Source organism: Amycolatopsis sp. NPDC051061 (genome assembly GCF_040682935.1).
Classification (GTDB): domain Bacteria; phylum Actinomycetota; class Actinomycetes; order Mycobacteriales; family Pseudonocardiaceae; genus Amycolatopsis.
On sequence record NZ_JBFBBZ010000017.1, the window covers coordinates 175,649 to 193,066 of the forward strand.

12 protein-coding genes are annotated in these 17,418 nt (G+C 72.3%); 9 read left to right on the forward strand and 3 right to left on the reverse strand.

The features are described 5' to 3' along the window. Positions 1–2: 2 nt before the first annotated feature. From AB0N03_RS24205 to AB0N03_RS24230, 6 genes are all read left to right on the forward strand, one after another. Positions 3–2,990 (forward strand): ATP-binding protein, encoded by a 2,988-nt coding sequence (locus AB0N03_RS24205; protein ID WP_364375782.1) that lies wholly within the window; start codon positions 3–5, stop codon positions 2,988–2,990. Continuing rightward, complete coding sequence (locus tag AB0N03_RS24210; protein WP_364375785.1) at positions 2,987–5,065, forward strand: magnesium transporter; 2,079 nt, start codon at positions 2,987–2,989, stop codon at positions 5,063–5,065. The genes AB0N03_RS24205 and AB0N03_RS24210 overlap by 4 nt, the downstream gene beginning before the upstream one ends. A gap of 3 nt (positions 5,066–5,068) precedes the next feature. After that, on the forward strand, positions 5,069–5,671 hold the full coding sequence (locus AB0N03_RS24215; RefSeq protein ID WP_364375788.1) for a hypothetical protein: 603 nt from the start codon (positions 5,069–5,071) through the stop codon (positions 5,669–5,671). Between the two features lie 2 nt (positions 5,672–5,673). After that, complete coding sequence (locus AB0N03_RS24220) at positions 5,674–6,675, forward strand: C40 family peptidase (RefSeq protein ID WP_364375790.1); 1,002 nt, start codon at positions 5,674–5,676, stop codon at positions 6,673–6,675. Positions 6,676–6,770: 95 nt separating this feature from the next. After that, positions 6,771–9,584, forward strand: a complete 2,814-nt coding sequence (locus AB0N03_RS24225) for a hypothetical protein (protein WP_364375793.1) — start codon at positions 6,771–6,773, stop codon at positions 9,582–9,584. Between the two features lie 31 nt (positions 9,585–9,615). Then, a complete protein-coding gene (locus tag AB0N03_RS24230) occupies positions 9,616–9,804 on the forward strand; it encodes a hypothetical protein (protein WP_364375796.1) in 189 nt (62 codons plus the stop codon). Here the strand turns inward: AB0N03_RS24230 and AB0N03_RS24235 are convergent. Next, positions 9,801–10,745 carry an ATP-binding protein gene (locus AB0N03_RS24235; RefSeq protein ID WP_364375799.1) on the reverse strand — a complete coding sequence of 315 codons (945 nt, stop codon included), beginning with the start codon at positions 10,743–10,745 and terminating at the stop codon, positions 9,801–9,803. The genes AB0N03_RS24230 and AB0N03_RS24235 overlap by 4 nt on opposite strands. A 130-nt stretch (positions 10,746–10,875) precedes the next feature. On the opposite strand from AB0N03_RS24235, the gene AB0N03_RS24240 reads away from it, so the two are divergent. Both AB0N03_RS24240 and AB0N03_RS24245 read left to right on the forward strand, forming a co-directional pair. After that, positions 10,876–12,282, forward strand: coding sequence for an RNB domain-containing ribonuclease (locus AB0N03_RS24240; RefSeq protein ID WP_364375802.1), 1,407 nt, complete (start codon positions 10,876–10,878; stop codon positions 12,280–12,282). Further along, entirely contained in the window at positions 12,279–13,052 is a 774-nt protein-coding gene (locus AB0N03_RS24245) for a helical backbone metal receptor (protein WP_364375805.1), read from the forward strand. Before AB0N03_RS24240 ends, AB0N03_RS24245 begins: the two co-directional genes overlap by 4 nt. Here AB0N03_RS24245 and AB0N03_RS24250 read toward each other — a convergent pair. Together AB0N03_RS24250 and gabT are read right to left on the reverse strand one after the other, a co-directional pair. Beyond that, a complete protein-coding gene (locus tag AB0N03_RS24250; RefSeq protein ID WP_364375808.1) occupies positions 13,024–14,451 on the reverse strand; it encodes an aldehyde dehydrogenase family protein in 1,428 nt (475 codons plus the stop codon). The genes AB0N03_RS24245 and AB0N03_RS24250 overlap by 29 nt on opposite strands. After that, positions 14,448–15,803, reverse strand: a complete 1,356-nt coding sequence (gene gabT, locus AB0N03_RS24255; protein ID WP_364375811.1) for a 4-aminobutyrate--2-oxoglutarate transaminase — start codon at positions 15,801–15,803, stop codon at positions 14,448–14,450. The genes AB0N03_RS24250 and gabT overlap by 4 nt, the downstream gene beginning before the upstream one ends. A gap of 107 nt (positions 15,804–15,910) precedes the next feature. Here gabT and AB0N03_RS24260 point away from each other — a divergent pair, with 107 nt between their 5' ends. Beyond that, a complete protein-coding gene (locus AB0N03_RS24260; protein ID WP_364375814.1) occupies positions 15,911–17,350 on the forward strand; it encodes a PucR family transcriptional regulator in 1,440 nt (479 codons plus the stop codon). Positions 17,351–17,418: the final 68 nt, after the last annotated feature.

Genomic DNA, 17,418 nt, shown 5'->3' on the forward strand with positions numbered 1-17,418 from the left:
CGTTGTTCGGTCGCGGCGGTAGCCGAGGAAAACGGGGTCGGGACGCACACTCGGGCGCGTGGCAGCCGCCCGAGCAGGTCCGCGCGGCGCGGAACGGCTCGGGCGGCGGCAACGGCCGTCGGCTGACCGGCGAGCAGGCGATCCCCGCGTACACCCCGTCGATCGCGGTGCGCAGCATCGACGGGCACCTGGTGCGCACCGGCGTCGAGGTCTACGCCTGGTACCGGCTGGCGCCGCAGCGGTGGTCGTTCCGCTCGGACTCGCAGCGGCGCGACCTTGTCGCCGCCATCGCCGGCCAGTACGCCGAGCTGCAGGGCCGCTGGCTGCACCTGCGCGTGACGAACCGGCCGTACCCGATCCGGATGTGGGCCGAGGCGCACGTCTACAACGCCCACGGCCGCCCCGGCGACGTCCCGGGCGCCCTGTCCTTCGACGACTACCTGATCGGCGAGCAGCAGCAGCTCATGGGCCGCTCGATGGCCGAAAAAGAGGTCTACCTGGGCGTCCAGGTGCAGACCCGGCGGATGGTCGACCGCGCGGTCGAGCGGGCCGCGCCGGTGCTGCGCAAGATCCTGCCCGAGGCCGTCGACGCCGAGCTGAGCGCGCTCGACTCCGAGGTCGAGCACCTCGACCAGGTCATCGGCAGCGCCGGGCTGGAAGGCCGTCCGGTGCACGCCGAGGAGATGTCCTGGCTGATGCACCGCTCGTGCTCGCTGGGCCTGCCCGCGCCGCGGAACATGCCCGCGGTGCCCGGCGCGGCCTGGGAGCCCGAAGACCTGGCCAGCTTCACCGACGCGGCCGACTACTACGCCGACCCGTACGCGCCGACGGTGACCGTCCGCGGCCGCACCGGCTCCAACGCCGGGGTGTCACGCCACCTGGCCGTGCTCACCGTCGGGCAGATGCACGGCCTGCAGATCCCCGAGGTCGACGACCCGTGGATCCAGCACGCCGACCGGCTGCCGGCGGCGGTCGAGGTGTCCGCGCGGATCTACGTGCGGCGGCCCGAGGAGGTCGCCAGCGAGCTGCAGCGCCAGATGAACAAGGTGCGCTCCCAGGTCAAGCACTACACCGACGAACACGAGCTGGAGCCGCCGCAGTCGCTGTCGCGCCAGGCCGGGCGCGTGCTGGAGATCGACGACGAGATGACGTCGGGCTTCACCGCGCTCGCCACCCGCGTGCGCTCGTGGTGGCGGCTGGCGGTGTCCGGCCCGACCGAGCGCGACGCGCTGCGCCTGGCCCAGCAGCTGCTGGACCTCTACAAGCCGAAGATCGCCATCGAGCACCCCGAGGCCCAGTACGCGCTGGCCCGGGAGTTCATCCCGGGCGAGCCCCTGGCCTCGGCGGCGTACATGCGCCGCGGGTCGGTGGTCTGGGCGTCCTCGGCGGTCCCGACGGCGACCGCGGAGGTCGGCGACCGCCGCGGCATCCTGCTCGGCGAGACGTGCACGGCGACCCGGCGCCCGGTGGCCTGGGACCCGTGGATGGCCCAGGAGATCCGCGACGGCTCGGGGCTGACGGCGATGGTCGCCGGCCTGGGTGCCGGCAAGTCGTTCCTCGGCGGCGGCATCGTCTACAAGACGCTGCGTGCCGGGGCGAGCTGGACGATCCTCGACCCGTCCGGCCCGCTGTCGCGGCTGTGCGACCTGCCGGAGCTGCGGCCGTACGCGCGCCCGATCAACCTCCTCAACGCCCAGCCCGGCATCTTGAACCCGTACCGGGTGGTCGCCGAGCCGCTGATCGAGCACTTCATGGACGAGGACGACCCCGAGCGTTCCTGGCGCCGGGAGAAGGCCCTCGCGGGCGCGACGCGACGACGTCTCGTGCTGGACGTCCTGACCGGTGTCCTGCCGTACGAGGTCTCGCGCATGGCGCAGACCCGGATCGTGCTGCTGCGCGCGGTCCGCACGGTCGGCGGCCGCTTCGACGCCGATCCCGGCCAGGTAATCGATGCCCTGCGGCGGGATTCGAGCGAGCACCACGAGCACGCGGGCGTCGTCGCGGACTTCCTCGACGAGATGCGCGAGCGGATGGCGCTGCTCATCCCGGAGACGGACGCGGACCCGTACGCGGAGACCCGCGACGACCGCCTCACGGTCTTGACGATGGCGGGCCTGACCCTGCCGAAGGACGGCGTCCCGCGCGAGTACTGGACGGACGCGGAATCCCTCGGCGTCGAGATGCTGAACCTCGCGGCGTGGCTGACCCAGCGGTCGGTGTACGAGAAGCCCAAGGAGATGCGCAAGGGCGTCTGGATCGACGAGGCGTTCTTCCTGTCCGAGGTCCCGACCGGCCGCGTGCTGATGAACCGCTTCGCGCGTGACTCGCGCAAGTGGAACGTCCGCGTGCTGCTGTCGTCCCAGATCCCGGCGGACTTCCTGAAGATCCAGGGTTTCGTGACGCTGCTGGACTCGGTGTTCGTCGGGCGCCTCGACGACGACGACGCCCAGGCGGACGCGTTGCGGCTGCTGAAGGTCCCGGTGGGGGTCGGTTACGAGCAGGTTGTCGCGGCCCTGGGCCGCCGCCCGGGCGCGCAGCAGCGGGGCCTGGAGCGGGACATCGAGCCCCGCCAGTTCATCTTCGGCGACGGCGCGGGCGGGGTGGAGCGCATCCGCGTCGACTTCTCCGGGCCGCACCTCGACCACCTGCGGGCGGTCATGGACACGACACCGGGGTCGAAGGACGCGGCGCCTTCCCGGCGGCCGGGGAACGAGCTGGCATTGCCGCCCAACGCGTCTCCGGAGAAGCCATTCGTGGCGTCCCCACCCGAGGACGACATCGAGGTGGAGCAGGACTTCGAGCTGGCGGCTGAGCTGGAGGTCGGTTTGGCCGACGAGAACCTGCTCGGAGCCCCGGACCCGCTGGCGTCCGAGACGGGCGAGGTGGAGGGCGGGGTTTCCCCGAACGGCGGGGTTTCGCCGAACGGCGATGGTGGGCAGCAGCACGCCCGCACGGGTGGAAAGGGCGGCACCGGCCGGGACGCCGCATGAACACCGTGCTGACGCTGGCGGTCCTGCTGACGTTGGCCGCCGGGTGGCACTCGCTCAAGCGGCGGATCAAGGACGGCCCGCGATCCGCTCGGCGCACGCCGTCACGCAAGGCGACGATGTTCGCCGTCATGCTCGTGCTCGGCCTGCAGGCGATCGCGACCGCCCCGGCGGCGAGCGCGGCGGCCTGTGGTGAGGCGCCGAACCCGGAACGCCCCGGCGCGGGCATGGTCGGGGCGATCGACCCCGCCGAAGGCCACGGTGAAGCCGGCAGCGCGTACGTCGACTACAGCTACGCCGGGTTCGTCTGGAACACGTTCGAGACGAACTGCTCCTCGCTGAGCCTCACCCCGGCTGGGTCCACTTTGGACACCTGGGGCGGCAACCAGCTGTTCAACCTGGGCAAGAACATCGTCGGCGCGACGAACTCGCTGCACTACACGGTGCTCGAAGGCGGGCTGCTCAACCCGCTGTACAGCGCGGTGAAGTCCGGCGCGGAAAAGGTCTACAACAACATCTACGCCCAGCTGTTCGGGCTGGTCGCGCTGATCCTCTCGATCATGATGTTCCGCAACATCTGGCGCGGCGACCTCGCCGCGGTCAGCAAACGGGCGCTGTACGCGATGGCCGGCATCTGGCTGGCCGCGTCGTCGCTGGCGATGCTGCGGTACTTCGACCCGATCGACAAGGCGATCGTCCAGACCACGACGAACATCCAAGCCGGGTTCGTCGACGACTCCGACGACCGCGTCATCCGCCACGTGCTGCCGACGAACCTGCACAACGAGATCGTCTACAAGAACTGGGTGCGCGGGGAGTTCGGCTCGCCGACCGCACCGCAGGCCGAGCAGTTCGGCCGGCCGCTGCTGGACGCGCAGGCGTTCACGTGGGCGCAGCTGCGCAACGGCGACGACGGCAACCAGTCCGTCATCGACGGCAAGAAGAACGCCTTCAAGGACATCTCCACCAAGCTCGGCCCGGCCACCGGCTACTTCACCGGCGAAGCCGGCGGCCGCACGGGCGCCGGCTTCCTCTCCCTCGGCCAAGCCCTCGTCTACTCCCTCTTCCAGCTCCTGGCCAAGGCGAGTGTCCTCCTGGCCCAGGTCCTCATCCGCCTCTTCGCGCTCACTGCGCCGCTGATCGGGCTCGTCGCCCTGCTGCACCCGGAGATCCTGCGCCGCGTGCTCAAGGTCGCCGGCGGGGTCGCGTTCAACCTGGTCGTGCTCTCGGTGCTCGCCGGGGTGCACGCGCTGCTGCTGCAGGCCATCTTCGACGCCGGCAACTCGCTGAACATGCTCACGCAGATGGTCCTCGCCGGGCTCATCACCGTGCTGCTGTTCATGGTCGGCCGGCCCGTCCGGCGGCTGTGGCAGATGGTCGAGATGTCGGTCAGCATGGTCGGCGCCGCCGTGCCGTCGCCCGGGGGCGGGATCTTCTCCCGGTTCCGGCGCAACCGCAGCGGCCCGACGCCGCAGGACGAGTTCTGGCAGAACGTGCGCGACACCGACGACGTCGTCGACGGCGAGCAGCGCGGCCCGCTCGGCGCGACCGCCGGGGGCGGCCGGTTCCGGCCGGAAGCCACGATCTTCGCCAACTCCCAGAGGCTCGACAACGGCTCGGGCCGCCCGGCCGCGGCCTGGTCCGGCGCCTGGCCGGGGGCCATCAACGGCGGTCCGGCGGGCGCGCTGCCCGCGGGCGGACGTCCCGGCTCCCCGGTGTTCGGCCAGTACAACCCGGCCAACGGCGACCCCGGTGACTACGTCGTCGTCGGTGCCGGCGGACGTCCGACGCTGCGGCGCGAAGAGAGCCGGCGCGTCGACACCTCCCCGGTGGCCGACCGGCGCTGGACCGACGAGCCCGAGCCCGTCGTCGTGCCGTCCGACCTGCGCGCCCCCGAGTCCGGCTTCAGCGACTACACCCCGCAGGACGCGCCGCGGACCCCGGGCGTGCGGGCGCAACCCCGCCGCGTCGACCCCGAGGTCGTCGCCGGCAAGCCGGTTTTCGTGCTGTACCGGCCGTCGCGCGGCATCGAGGTCCGCGAAGAACCTCGTGACACCGACCAAGCCATGGGGCGGTGACCGATGCCGATCCGCACCAACCGCGGCCGCGCCGCGGTCTACCGCCGCCTGTGGGGCTGGCCGCTGCGCTCGCCCCGCCACCTGATGTTGACGCTGGTGTTCCTGGCGATCCTGGTCACCGCGCTCGGCATCGTGCTGCCGAAGGTGGTCGGCAAGCCGCAGGCCAAGGCGTCGCCCCCCACCGGGACGACCACCACGTCCGTCACGGCGACCGCGCCGGGTGTCGCTGCGTCCGTTCCGACGTCGAACCTGCCGACGCGACTCTCCGCGCCGCTGGCGACCCCGACGACCGCGGCGCCGAACGGGGACGCCGTCCGCGTCGCCAAGCAATGGGCCGCGGCCTGGGTCGACCACCCGGCCGGGATCACCTCCGAGCAGTGGCTGGCCAAGCTGAAACCGTTCACCACTGAGGAGTACCTGCCGGTGATGGGGTCGGTCGACCCGGCGAACATCCCGGCGACGAAGGTCACCGGTGAGCCCGTCGTCGGGACGTCGTACACCAGCTCGGTGCAGCTGACGATCCCGACGGACGGGCCGAAACTGGCCATCACGGTCGTGAACACCAACGCGGGCTGGCGCGTCGCCGACTACGACCAGGCGAGCTGACCGTGCGGCGGCTGGGGCTGTGGCTGGGGCTGATCGTGTTCGTCGCGATCGGTGCCCTCATCGTCACCGCCGTCGCCGCCAAGGTCGTCGTCGACAACCAGCAGGCGCAGGCCCGGGGCGTGTCGCTGATGAGCTGCGACGCCTCGGTCGGGCCGACCCAGCCCGGCGAGGGTGAGCGCGGCACGGTCGACGCGTCGAAGCTCGACGACGAGCAGAAGGGCATCGTCGCGCTGATCGTCACGGTCGGCAAGCAGCGATCGCTGGCGCCGCGCGCGTGGCAGGTCGCGATCCAGGCCGGGATGACCGAGTCCGGGCTGCACAACCTCACTTACGGTGACCGCGACTCCCAGGGCATCTTCCAGATGCGCCCGTCGATGGGCTGGGGCTCGATCGGCGAGGTCACCAACCCGACGTACGCGGTCAACAAGTTCTACGACGTGCTGCTGGCGGTGCCGGACTGGGAGAACAAGCGCCCGGGCGACGCCGCGCAGGCCGTCGAGCGGTCGGGCTTCCCGGACCGCTACCACAAGTGGGAGCCGATGGCGGCGACGCTGGTGGAGAACGTCGGCCAGGTCGTCGACGTCGTCGCCTGCGGCACCGGACTCGGGCAGCTGCTGCCGCCGAGCCAGGCCGCCGGGAAGGCGATCAGCTTCGCGCTGGGCGAACAGGGCAAGCCGTATGTGTGGGGCGCCACGGGCCCGAATTCGTACGACTGTTCGGGCTTGATGCTGCGCGCGTACGAGTCGGCCGGGATCATCCTGCCCCGGGTTTCACGCGACCAGTACCACGCGGGCGCGCTGCTGCCGGTGCGCGAGGCGCAGCCCGGTGACCTGCTGTTCCTCGCCACGGATCCGTCGAACCCGGACACGATCCACCACGTGATGATGTACCTGGGCGACGGCAAGGTCGTCGAGGCGCAGCAGACCGGCGTCCCGGTGCACACGCGGCCGTTCTCGTTCGACGAGGCCGAAGTGGTGCCGCAGGCGGTCCGCCCCGGCGTTTAGCATGGGTCTCGAGGGCCTTGACAGAATCGGCCGATTCACCCGACGTCGCGGCGCTTCCACGAGCAGGTGGCCGCGTACTGGCAGAGGATGAGCACGTGGGACGCAAGTTCGGCAAGCGAGGCAAAGCCGGTCAGGACCCGGCGGAGCTGTTCGGTGCGCCACAGCCGCCGAGGCAGTCGGCGCGCCCCGCGTCCAGCACGCCGTTGGCCGACCAGCTGAGCCAGGGCTACCCCGGCGTCGACGCGGGGTACGTCGTGCTGCCCCGGTCGCTGGCGGAGGGGATGTCGCTGCCGTGGCAGCACCAGATGGCGGCGTTGCTGGCCCAGTTCCACGCCGAGCACGCGACGCTGGCCTGGCCGATCTATCGCGTGGTGCCTTCGCGGTACGAGAGGCTGGCGGACCTCGACGAGGAGCAGCTCGCGGAGGCGGGCTACCTGGTGGAGATGGACGCCGACGGCGAGATGGTCTACCGCGAGCGGAGTGGCCGGAAGGTCGAGGACCCGGAGAACACCTCTGTGCTGGTGTCTTCGCTGGACCCGATCCCTCGCCCGGCGGCTCGTCCCACGCCGCCACCACCGGGGGCTCCGCGGGTGCCGGGCCAGGCGCCGGCGCCGATGAACATCGGGCCGGCACCGGTGTGGCGGACGGTGCCGCAACCCCCAGCGGCGGCGCAGCCGGTGCCGGGGACGCCTGAGCAGCAGGCACCGCCTGGGTGGGGTCCGGGTTCGACGTGGGGTCAGGAGCCGGGGCCGGCTCGGGGGCGGCCGCCGGCGGAGGATCGCGAGTGGTCGGTGGCGGCGGAGTCGGAGCTGCCGGGCCCGGTGAAGGCGGCCCGGCATGCGGCGCCGGAGGCGTGGTCGGCGGCACCGGCGCAGGAGGGACGGCCGGAACCGCCGATCGCCGAACCGGCGGAGACCGGCCGGAACCGGCCAGTGACCGAGCCCGACGTGGCTCAGGCGGACGAGCCGGTTGCGGAGACGCCTGCGGCTGAGGTGACGTTCCGCGAACCGTCGCCCGGTGTGTCTGCAGCCCCGGTGGAGGTGCAAGCGGCCGAGGAACCCGCGGTCCACCAGCCGGCCGCCGAGGTGCAAGTGCCTGGGTCCGCGCCGGAGCCGGAGCCTGAAGCGCCGCCGCAGGAACCAGCCGAGCTTTGGAATGCGGTCGAGCCGGAGGCGCCGCCGCAGGAACCAGCCGAGCCGAAGCCGTGGGAGGCGGGTCGGTTGGAGACGGCCGAACTCGCCGCGATGGAAGCCGAGCCAGGGGATGCGGGGCAGCCCGAAGAGGCCGCGCCTTCACCGGCTGAGCCCGAGCTGGGGAATGTCGAGGCTGCTCCGGCTGAGCCGGTGGAGTTGGATGCCGCAGAGCCGGAAAGTGCTGCGGCTGGGCGCGACCCGGGGGATGTCGCGGAGCCGGAGGCTGCTCCGGCCGGGCCCGAGCCGCGCGATGTCGCGGAGCCCGAGCCTGCTGCGGCGGCGCCCGACCCGGAGGAAGTCGCGGAGCCGGAGGCTGCTCTGGCTGGGCCCGAGCCTGCTCCGGCTGAGCCCGAGCCGCTGGATGTCGCAGAGCCTGAGGCTGCTCCGCCCGGCGATGAGATCCGAGCTGAGGACTCCCAGCCGGCGTCGAGCGAGCCGAAGCCAGGGGATGAGGTCGAGGCGCCAGCGCCGCGGCCCGCCGCCGGGGAAGAACTTTCCGCCGGACAGGAGGCCAGTGCCTCCGAACCTCATGGTGCGCAAATGCCGCAGCCGGATGGGCAGCAGCCGGCGGAGTCGCCGGAGGCACCGCAGTCGGCAGATGTGCAGCAGCAGCCTGCTGAGCTGCCGCCGCCGACCCAGCAAGACCCCACTGCGCAACCGCCTACCGCCGGGCAGCAGCAGCCCGCCGTGCCGCAGCCGCAATCCTCGACCGCGGCCGAGGAAGAGCCTGTCGAGCCGCCGTCGGCGGCGCAGCCACCGCCGACTGCCATGCCGCAGTCGCCTGCCGCCGCGCAGCAGTCGCCTGCCGTGGCGCAACCGTGGGCCGCTGCCGAGCGGCGGTCGCCTGCCGAATCGCCGTCGCCGGCTCCGCAGCTGCCGGCCGCAGCTCAGCAGTACTCGCCTGCCGGTGCGCCGGGCCAGGAGCAGGCGCCTGCCATGCAGCCGCAGTCACCTGGGCAACCGCTACCGTCTTCCGGTCCGCAACCGCTGGCCCACCAACCCGCCGGTCAGCAAGCGCAGCCCCAGCCACCGGTCCAGCAGCAACCTGCCAGCCAGCCGGCGCCGACCCAGCAGCCACCGGCTCCGCAGCAGTCGGCCGCAGCTCAGCAACCTGCCAACCAGTCAGCGCCGACCCCGCAGCAGCCGTCGACCGCACAGCGGCCTGCCGCTGCGCAGCAGCCACCGGTCCAGCAACAACCGGCCAACCAGCCGGCGCAGACCCAGCAGCAACCGCCCGCCGCGCAGCAACCGGCCGGTCCGCGGCCGCAGCCGACGAACCAGCCTCAGCCGCACTCACCAACCCCGCAGCAACCCCCCGCGACCCAGCAGCAACCACCGGCCGCCCCCCACTATCCGCCAGCCGCACCCTGGGGCCCGCTCCCCAACCCCACCCCGCCGGCACGCTCCAAGCCGGTCTTCCCCGGCCCGGAGTCGACCCCCCAGCCCTTCCCGGCCCGCCACGCGGCTCCCGCCCGTCCGGTCTTCCCCGGCCCCGGGACGATGCCCCCCGTCCCGCCGGCCTCGGCGAACCCCGTCTTCCCCGGTAAGGAACCCGCCCTGCCGCAACCCTCGCGCCAAGAGCCGCCGACCCCGCCCCGCGGCACTCCGCGCGGCTGGTTCGACGAGTTCACCGACCAGCCCGCCGAACCCGAAGAAAACCAGGACTTCGGCCCCACCGGTACGCCGACCGAGATTCCCTATCGGTACAAGCGCTGACAACCCGGCCCACTGGTGCGAACCTAGGACCATGTCGAAAGATCCGAACCCGGACCAGGGCTGGTACTACAACACCCGCACGAACCAGGTCGAGCACCTCGAACGCAGCCGCGGCATCGACCTGCTCGGCCCGTACCCCGACGAGGCCACCGCCCGGCGGGCCCTCGACATCGCGCGGGAACGGACCCGGCGGGCCGATGCCGAGGACGCCGACGACTAGACCGACAGCCCCGGGTCCAGCACGAACTCCGGGTCCACCTGCGCGGCCAGGCTGTCGCCCGCCCACGCGGCCGCGTTGCGCAGGTGGAACTCGACCGCTTGACGCTGGTAGCGCGCCCAGTCGCGCTGCTCCGCGTCCACCGTCGCCTGCATCGAGCGCAACGTCGAGAGGTTGCGCGGCTCGAGCTCGGTGATCGGCCGGGCCGTGCCGCGCTCCGCCGCGCGTACGTGGCGCGAAGCCGACATCCACCCCAGCAGCGCCCCGCCGACCTGGTCCTGCAGGAACTCGACGTCGTCGGCGTCGGTGACCTTGTTGCCCACCACCACGAGCCGCACGCCGTAGTCGCGCGCGTAGTCCGCGTACTGCCGGTACACGCCGACGCTGCGCACCGTCGGCTCGCACACCAGGAACGTCACGTCGAACCGCGTGAACAGCCCCGACGCGAACGCGTCCGCCCCCGCGGTCATGTCCATGACGACGTACTCGCCCTCGACGTCGACCAGGTGGTTCAGCAGCAGTTCCGCGGCGCCCACCTTCGAGTGGTAGCACTTGACGCCCAGGTCGTCCTCGTCGAACTGCCCGGTGACGCCGAGGCGTACCCCGCCGAGCTGCCGGAAACACGCGTCGAACACCGGGTTGTCCTCGAACGGCCGGACCAGCCGCGACCCGCGTCCCGGGGGTGTCGTCTTGATCATCGACGCGGCGTCCGCGATCCGCGGGTTCTCGCCGCGCAGGTAGTCCTTGATCAGGGCCATGTTGTCGCCGAGCGTCGGCCAGGCGAGCGCTTCCTCCTCGGGTGCGCCGAGCGCCACCGCGAGGTGCTGGTTGATGTCGGCGTCGATGGCCAGCACCGGCAGGCCGGCGTCGGCGAGGTACGCGACGAACAGCGACGACAACGTGGTCTTGCCGCTGCCACCCTTGCCGACGAACGCGATCTTCACGGTCGGAACCCCTTCTGGAAATGAAGACGGTTTTCATTATTGTGAAGGTCAACGTACACCCGACCGGCCCATGCCCGATCGGGCGATCACAACGCCCTTCGAGGGTTAGGGTTGGGGGGTGCCTCCCCTCGTGATCAGGACACACTCGGCGGGCGGGGACTTCGGCCCCCTGCGTGCCGAGTTTTTGCTGCCGGAGTCGTTCGGGCCCGAGGTGCTGGCCGAAGCGGAAGCCGCGGTGCTCGACCCCCTCGCGAGCGCCGGCCCGCGCGAGGACGCGACGGACCTGCCCTTCGTCACCATCGACCCGCCCGGCTCCAAGGACCTCGACCAGGCGATGGTCGTCGAGCGGACCGCGCACGGCTTCCGCGTGCACTACGCGATCGCCGACCTGGCCGCGTTCGTCCCGCCCGGCGGCCCGCTCGATCGCGAGTCGCGCTCGCGCGGGCAGACGCTCTACCTGCCCGACGGGAACGTCCCGCTGCACCCGCCGGTGCTGTCCGAAGGCGCGGCGAGCCTGCTGCCCGGCGAGATCCGGCCCGCGGTGCTCTGGACCATCGAGACCGACGAAGCGGGCGAACCGACGGCGACCCGCGTCCGGCGCGCACTGGTCCGGTCCACCGAGCAGTTCGACTACGAGACGGTGCAGGCCGCCCTCGAAGCCGGGAACCCGCACCCGTCGGTGGCCGCCCTGCCGGAACTCGGACGGCGACGGCGCGAGCTGGCCGTCCGGCGCGGCGCCGTCGAGCTGCAGCTGCCGGAGCAGGAGATCAGCGGCGACCCGGACGGCGGCTGGGTGCTGGCCCGCCGGCCGCGCACCGCCGTCGACGCCTGGAACGCCGAGATTTCGCTGCTCACCGGGATGGCCGCGGCGCGGATCATGATCGACGCGCGGGTCGGCGTCCTGCGCACGCTGCCCGACCCGGAACCCGAAGCCGTCGACTGGCTGCGTCGCTCGGCCGAAGCGCTGGGCATCACCTGGACGCCGGGCGCGACCGTTTCGGAGTTCCTGTCCCGGCTGGACCCCGGGCAGCCGGCGTCGATGGCGCTCTACGCCGACACGACGCGGCTGCTGCGCGGGGCGGGCTACACGGCGTTCGACGGCGAGCTGCCCGCGTTGACGACGCACGCGGGCATCGGCGGCGCGTACGCGCACGTCACGGCACCGATCCGGCGGCTGGTCGACCGGTTCGCCACGGAGATCTGCCTAGCCGTCTCGGCCGGGCGCGAAGTGCCGGAGTGGGTGCGGGCGGCGCTCGCGGACGTCCCGGACCGGATGACAGCGTCGGACACGCTCGCCGCGAAGGTCGAACGGGCGTGCATCGACCAGGTCGAAGCGTGGGTGCTGGCCGAGCACATCGGCGGCGAGTTCAGCGCGGTGGTGCTGCGCGCGGACGAGAACAAGGCGGAGATCCTGGTCGAGGACCCGACGGTGATGGCGAAGTGCGCGGGGGAGAAGCTGACCGCGGGGGAGCGGATCGGCGTCCGGCTGACCGCGGTCGACGTCGAGAAGCGGAAGGTGTCGTTCGAACGCGCATGACTTTGGTCGACGATCTCGGGGAGCCGGTGCCGTTGAGCGGCCCGGCTTCCCGCGTGGTTTCCCTGGTGCCGTCGTTGACCGAAGCGGTCGAGGTCAGCGCGCCCGGCCGGCTCGCCGGGGCGACCGGCTACTGCACGCATCCGGCTGACTTGGACGTGCCGCGGGTGGGCGGGTCCAAGTACCCGAAGATCGACGACGTGCTGGACCTGGCGCCCGACCTGGTGCTGGCCAACTCGGAGGAGAACCGCCCGGAGGACGTGGAACGCTTGCGCGCCAACGGGATCCCGGTGTGGGTGATGGCCGCGGCGGCCACGGTTCCGGCGGCGCTGGGATCGCTGCGGCGGATCCTGACCCAGGCGTACGAATTGGAAGAACCCGAATGGCTGGTGGAGGCGGAGGAGGTCTGGCGCGGGACCCGGCCGGTGCGGTTCCACGCGGTGGTCCCGGTGTGGCGCAAGCCGTGGATCGTCCTGGGCCGCGAGACCTTCGGCGGCGACGTCCTGCGCCGGGTGGGGGTGGCGAACGTCTACGCGGAGTCCGAGGAGCGGTACCCGCGGCCGGACGTGGAGGAGCTGCGGGCGCACTTCGCGGCGGACGCGGATCTGCTGGTGCTGCCGGACGAGCCGTACCTGTTCACGGAGGCGGACGGCCCGGACCACTTCCCGGACGCGCGGTACGTCCTGGTCTCGGGCCGCCACCTCACGTGGTACGGACCGTCACTCGTCGAGGCCCACGCCGCCCTTACAGCGTCAATCCCGTCAGGACCGTGACGCGCTCCTCCGTGAAGTCCGCCATCGCCGACGCCGGGCCTTCGCGGCCCACTCCCGAGTCCTTCACGCCGCCGTAAGGCATCTGGTCCGCGCGGAAGCTCGGCACGTCACCCACCAGCACGCCACCCACCTTCAGCGCCGCCGACACCTCGAACGCCGTCGGCAGGTCGCGCGTGAACACGCCCGCCTGCAGCCCGAAGCGCGACGCGTTGATCCGCGAGACTCCCTCGGCCACCGAAGCCACCCGGACCAGCGAAACCACCGGTCCGAACACCTCCTCGGCCATCACCGACGCGTCCTCGGGAACGTCCGCCAGCACCGTCGGCTCGACCGTGGCCCCCGAGCGCGAGCCGCCGGTCAGCAACCGCGCGCCGGCCGAAACCGCGTCGGAAACCCACGACTCGACCCGGGCCGCCGCGTCCTCGTTGATCAGCGGCCCGACGTCCACGCCGTCTGCGCGCGGGTCGCCCGTGCGCAGCGCCTGGACCTGCGCGAGGACCTTTTCGACCAAAGCGTCGTAGACGTCCGAGTGAACGTAGACCCGCTGGACCGAAATGCACGACTGCCCCGCCTGGTACATCGCGAACGTCGCGATCCGCTGCGCCGCGAAGTCCAGGTCCGTCCAATCCGGACAGACGAGCACCGCGCCGTTGCCGCCCAGTTCCAGGGCCACGTGCTTGCGCGGCACGCGGTCGCGGATGGCCCAGCCGACCGGGACCGAGCCGGTGAACGACACCACCGGCAGCCTGGGGTCTTCGACGAGGCGAGACGACGTCTCGTTGTCCACCGGCAAGATGGACCATGAGCCCGCCGGAAGATCGGTGGAAGCCAGGATCTCGCCGAGCAGCAACGCCGTCAGCGGCGTCGCCGGCGCGGGCTTCAGCACGATCGGCGCGCCGACCGCGATCGCCGGGGCCACCTTGTGCGCCACCAGGTTCAGCGGGAAGTTGAACGGCGTGATGCCCAGCACCGGACCACGCGGGACCCGCCGGACCAGGGCCAGCCGGCCGGTGCCGCCCGGGTCGGTGTCGAGCCGCTGCAGCTCACCCGAGAACCGCCGGGCCTCTTCGGCGGCCCATCGGAACGTCGAGACCGCGCGCCCGACCTCGCCGCGCGCCCACTTCAGCGGCTTGCCGGACTCGGCCGTGATCAGCTGGGCGATCTCTTCGGACCGCTCACCCAAGGCTCGGGACACATGGTCCAACGCTCCGGCGCGGACGTGGGCGGGCAGCGTCGCGAACTCCTCGGCGACGTCGTGCGCGGCCTGCATCGCCGCTTCGACGTCCTCGGCCGAAGGCACGAAGTGCGAGCCGGCGGAAGAGCCGTCGTAGGAGTGGCGGACGACGGCCGTCGAGCCGCCGGTCACCGGCTTTCCGGCGACCCAGAAGGGGAAAGTCATGCGCGAGCCTCCGTGCGGACAGCGTGCTCGAGGACCGAGAGGCCCTCGTCGAGCAGGTCGTTGGACAGGGACAGGGGCGGCAGCAGCCGGACGACGTTGCCGTAGGTGCCGCAGGTCAGCACGATGACGCCGGCCCGGTGGCAGGCCGCCGCGACGCGCTTGGTCAGATCGGCGTCGGGCTCGGTTGTCCCGGGCTTCACGAACTCCGCGGCCAGCATCGCGCCGCGCCCGCGGACGTCGCCGATCACGCCGGTTTCCGAAGCCAGCGCCCGCAAACGCGGCAGGACAACACCTTCGACCCGCTTCGCCGACGCCGCGAGGTCCTCGGTCTTCATCGTTTCGATCGAGCCGAGCGCGGCGGCGCAGGCGATCGGGTTGCCGCCGTACGTGCCGCCCAGCCCGCCCGGGCCGACGGCGTCGAGCAGGGAAGCGCGGCCGGTGACCGCCGAGAGCGGCAGGCCGCCCGCGATGCCCTTGGCCGTCGCGATCAGGTCCGGGACGACGTCCTCGTCGGTGGACGCGAACCAGGAACCGGTGCGGCAGAAGCCCGTCTGGACTTCGTCGGCGACGAACACGACGCCGTTTTCGCGGCACCACGCCGAAATCGCGGGCAGGAAGCCGCGCGCGGGCTCGATGAACCCGCCCTCGCCCTGGATCGGCTCCAAAACGACCGCGGCCACTTGGTCGCCGCCGATCTGCTTCTCGATCCGGTCGATGGCCAGCGCGGCCGCCTCCGGCCCTGACAGGCCATCGCGGTACGGGTACGAGCCCGGCACGCGGTAGACCTCGGGCGCGAACGGGCCGAAGCCGTGCTTGTAGGGCACCGACTTCGCGGTCATGCCCATGGTGAGGTTGGTGCGGCCGTGGTAGGCGTGGTCGAACACGACGACGGCCTGGCGCCCGGTCGCCGTGCGGGCGATCTTCACGGCGTTCTCGACGGCTTCGGCGCCGGAGTTGAACAGCACCGACTTCTTCGCGTGGTCGCCCGGCGTCAGCTCGGCCAGCGCCTCGCAGACCTCGACGTACCCCTCGTACGGCGTGACCATGAAACAGGTGTGGGTGAACCAGCACGCCTGCTTGCGGACGCGGTCGACGACCGCGGGCGCGGAGTGCCCGACGTTGGTCACCGCGATGCCGGAGCCGAAGTCGATCAGGACGTTGCCGTCGGCGTCGGTGAGCAGGCCGCCGCTCGCGGAGGTGACGTAGACGGGCAGCACCGAGCTGACCCCGGCGGCGACGGCGTTCGCGCGGCGCTCCTGCAGCTCGCGCGAGGCGGGGCCGGGGATTTCGGTGCGCAGCCTGCGCTGCCGGGGTGCCGGGGCCTGCGGCTCGGCGGTGGTGCTGGCGGTCACGGCGTGCTCCTGCGGACGCGGGACGGGTGGACGTCCTCAGGATGAGTCGCGTGCCGGTCGTAGTCAGCTGGCCGTTGTGTATAAATCCGGGCGTAGAATGTGCCGTTATGGCACTCACGCTGGCCGGACTGGCCGCCGACCGCCCGCTCGGGCTGCGGGTGCTGACCGGCGACGCTCTCCTGGATCGCCCGATCGGCTGGGTCCACCCGACGGAGCTGACCGACCCGCAGGCGTTCCTCGAAGGCGGCGAGCTGCTGCTCACCACCGGCCTGGCCCTGGACGAAGGGACGTCGCCGGCCTACGTCCGCCGGCTGGTCGGCGCCGGGGTCGCGGGGCTCGGGTTCGGCGTCGGGCTGAGCCACGACTTCGTCCCGCGCTCGCTGGTCTCGACGGCTGCCTCGGTCGGGCTTCCGGTGCTGGAGGTGCCGCGCGAGACGCCGTTCATCGCGATCACCCGCGCGGTCTCGCGGGCGGTCGCGGCGGACGAGTACGCGACGACGGTCCGGATCGGCCGCGCCCAGCAGGAGCTGACCCGCACGGCGGTCGGCAAGGGCGGTCCGGCGGGGGTGCTGCGGAAGCTGGCGAAGCTCGTCGACGGCTGGGTGCTGCTCTTCGACCGCACCACCGTCACCGAAGCGGCTCCGGCGAGCGCACGCGCGTACGGGCCTTCGCTGCGCGAAGAGCTGGAGCGCCTTCGCGCCGGTACGCGGGTGGTGGCGCTGGACGGGCAGGAAGTCGTGCTGCAGACCCTCGACACCAGCGTGCGCCGGGTGCTCGCGGTCGGGGCCTCGCTCGACACGGCGGGGCGCCACATCGTCAACACCGCCGTGTCGGTCCTTTCCCTGGCGCTGGAACAGGATCGCGCGCAGGCCGCGGCGCGGCAGGCGCTGCGGTCCGGGTTGCTGGAGCTGCTGGTGGGTGGCCAGGCCGAGCTGGCGCTGCGGGTGCTGGCGACCACCGGCGGTGAGCCGCCGGAGTCGCCGTGGTCGGTGCTGGTGTTCGCCGGTGCGCCCGCCGCGCGGCGCAAGCTGCTCGGGGCGCTGGAGAACGAGCCGGTGTTCGCCGCACGGCGCGGCTCGTCGGTGGTCGCGATCGGCCCGGCCGACGTCGCGGCGGAGGCAGCGGCGCGGATCGGCGGCCTGCACGGCGGACTGGCGGGCCCGGTGTCCACCACGGACTTCGCGGCGGGGCTGGAGCAGGCGGAGCTGGCCGCTCAAGCGGCATTGGCGGAGGACAAGGCCCTGGTGTCGGCGGCGGAACACGCGGGGCGAGGGCTGTTGTCGTTGATTGAACCGACGGTGGCGCAAGCGTTTGCGCGCGGGTTGCTCACGCCGTTGCGCGAGCACGATACGACGGGCCGGGGCGACCTGGAGACGTCGCTGCGCTGCTGGCTGGAACACCACGGCCATTGGGACGTTGCCGCGGCGAGGCTGGGAGTGCACCGGCACACGCTGCGGAACCGGATTCGCAAAGTGGAGGAGTTGCTGGGCCGGGACCTCGACTCACCCGGGGTCCGCGCGGAGCTGTGGGTCGCGTTGCAGGCCTGACCCCAGCGCCCCAATGTGGCCTTCGGTGCGTCTGACGCACCCAAGGGGCCCTTCGGTGCGTCAGACGC

Excerpts from the sequence above, each read along its gene's own strand:
- AB0N03_RS24210 (WP_364375785.1), top strand. The coding sequence starts at position 2,987 with ATGAACACCGTGCTGACGCTGGCGGTCCTGCTGACGTTGGCCGCCGGG.
- AB0N03_RS24215 (WP_364375788.1), top strand. The coding sequence starts at position 5,069 with ATGCCGATCCGCACCAACCGCGGCCGCGCCGCGGTCTACCGCCGCCTG.
- AB0N03_RS24230 (WP_364375796.1), top strand. The coding sequence starts at position 9,616 with ATGTCGAAAGATCCGAACCCGGACCAGGGCTGGTACTACAACACCCGC.
- AB0N03_RS24245 (WP_364375805.1), top strand. The coding sequence starts at position 12,279 with ATGACTTTGGTCGACGATCTCGGGGAGCCGGTGCCGTTGAGCGGCCCG.
- AB0N03_RS24250 (WP_364375808.1), bottom strand. The coding sequence starts at position 14,451 with ATGACTTTCCCCTTCTGGGTCGCCGGAAAGCCGGTGACCGGCGGCTCG.
- AB0N03_RS24260 (WP_364375814.1), top strand. The coding sequence starts at position 15,911 with ATGGCACTCACGCTGGCCGGACTGGCCGCCGACCGCCCGCTCGGGCTG.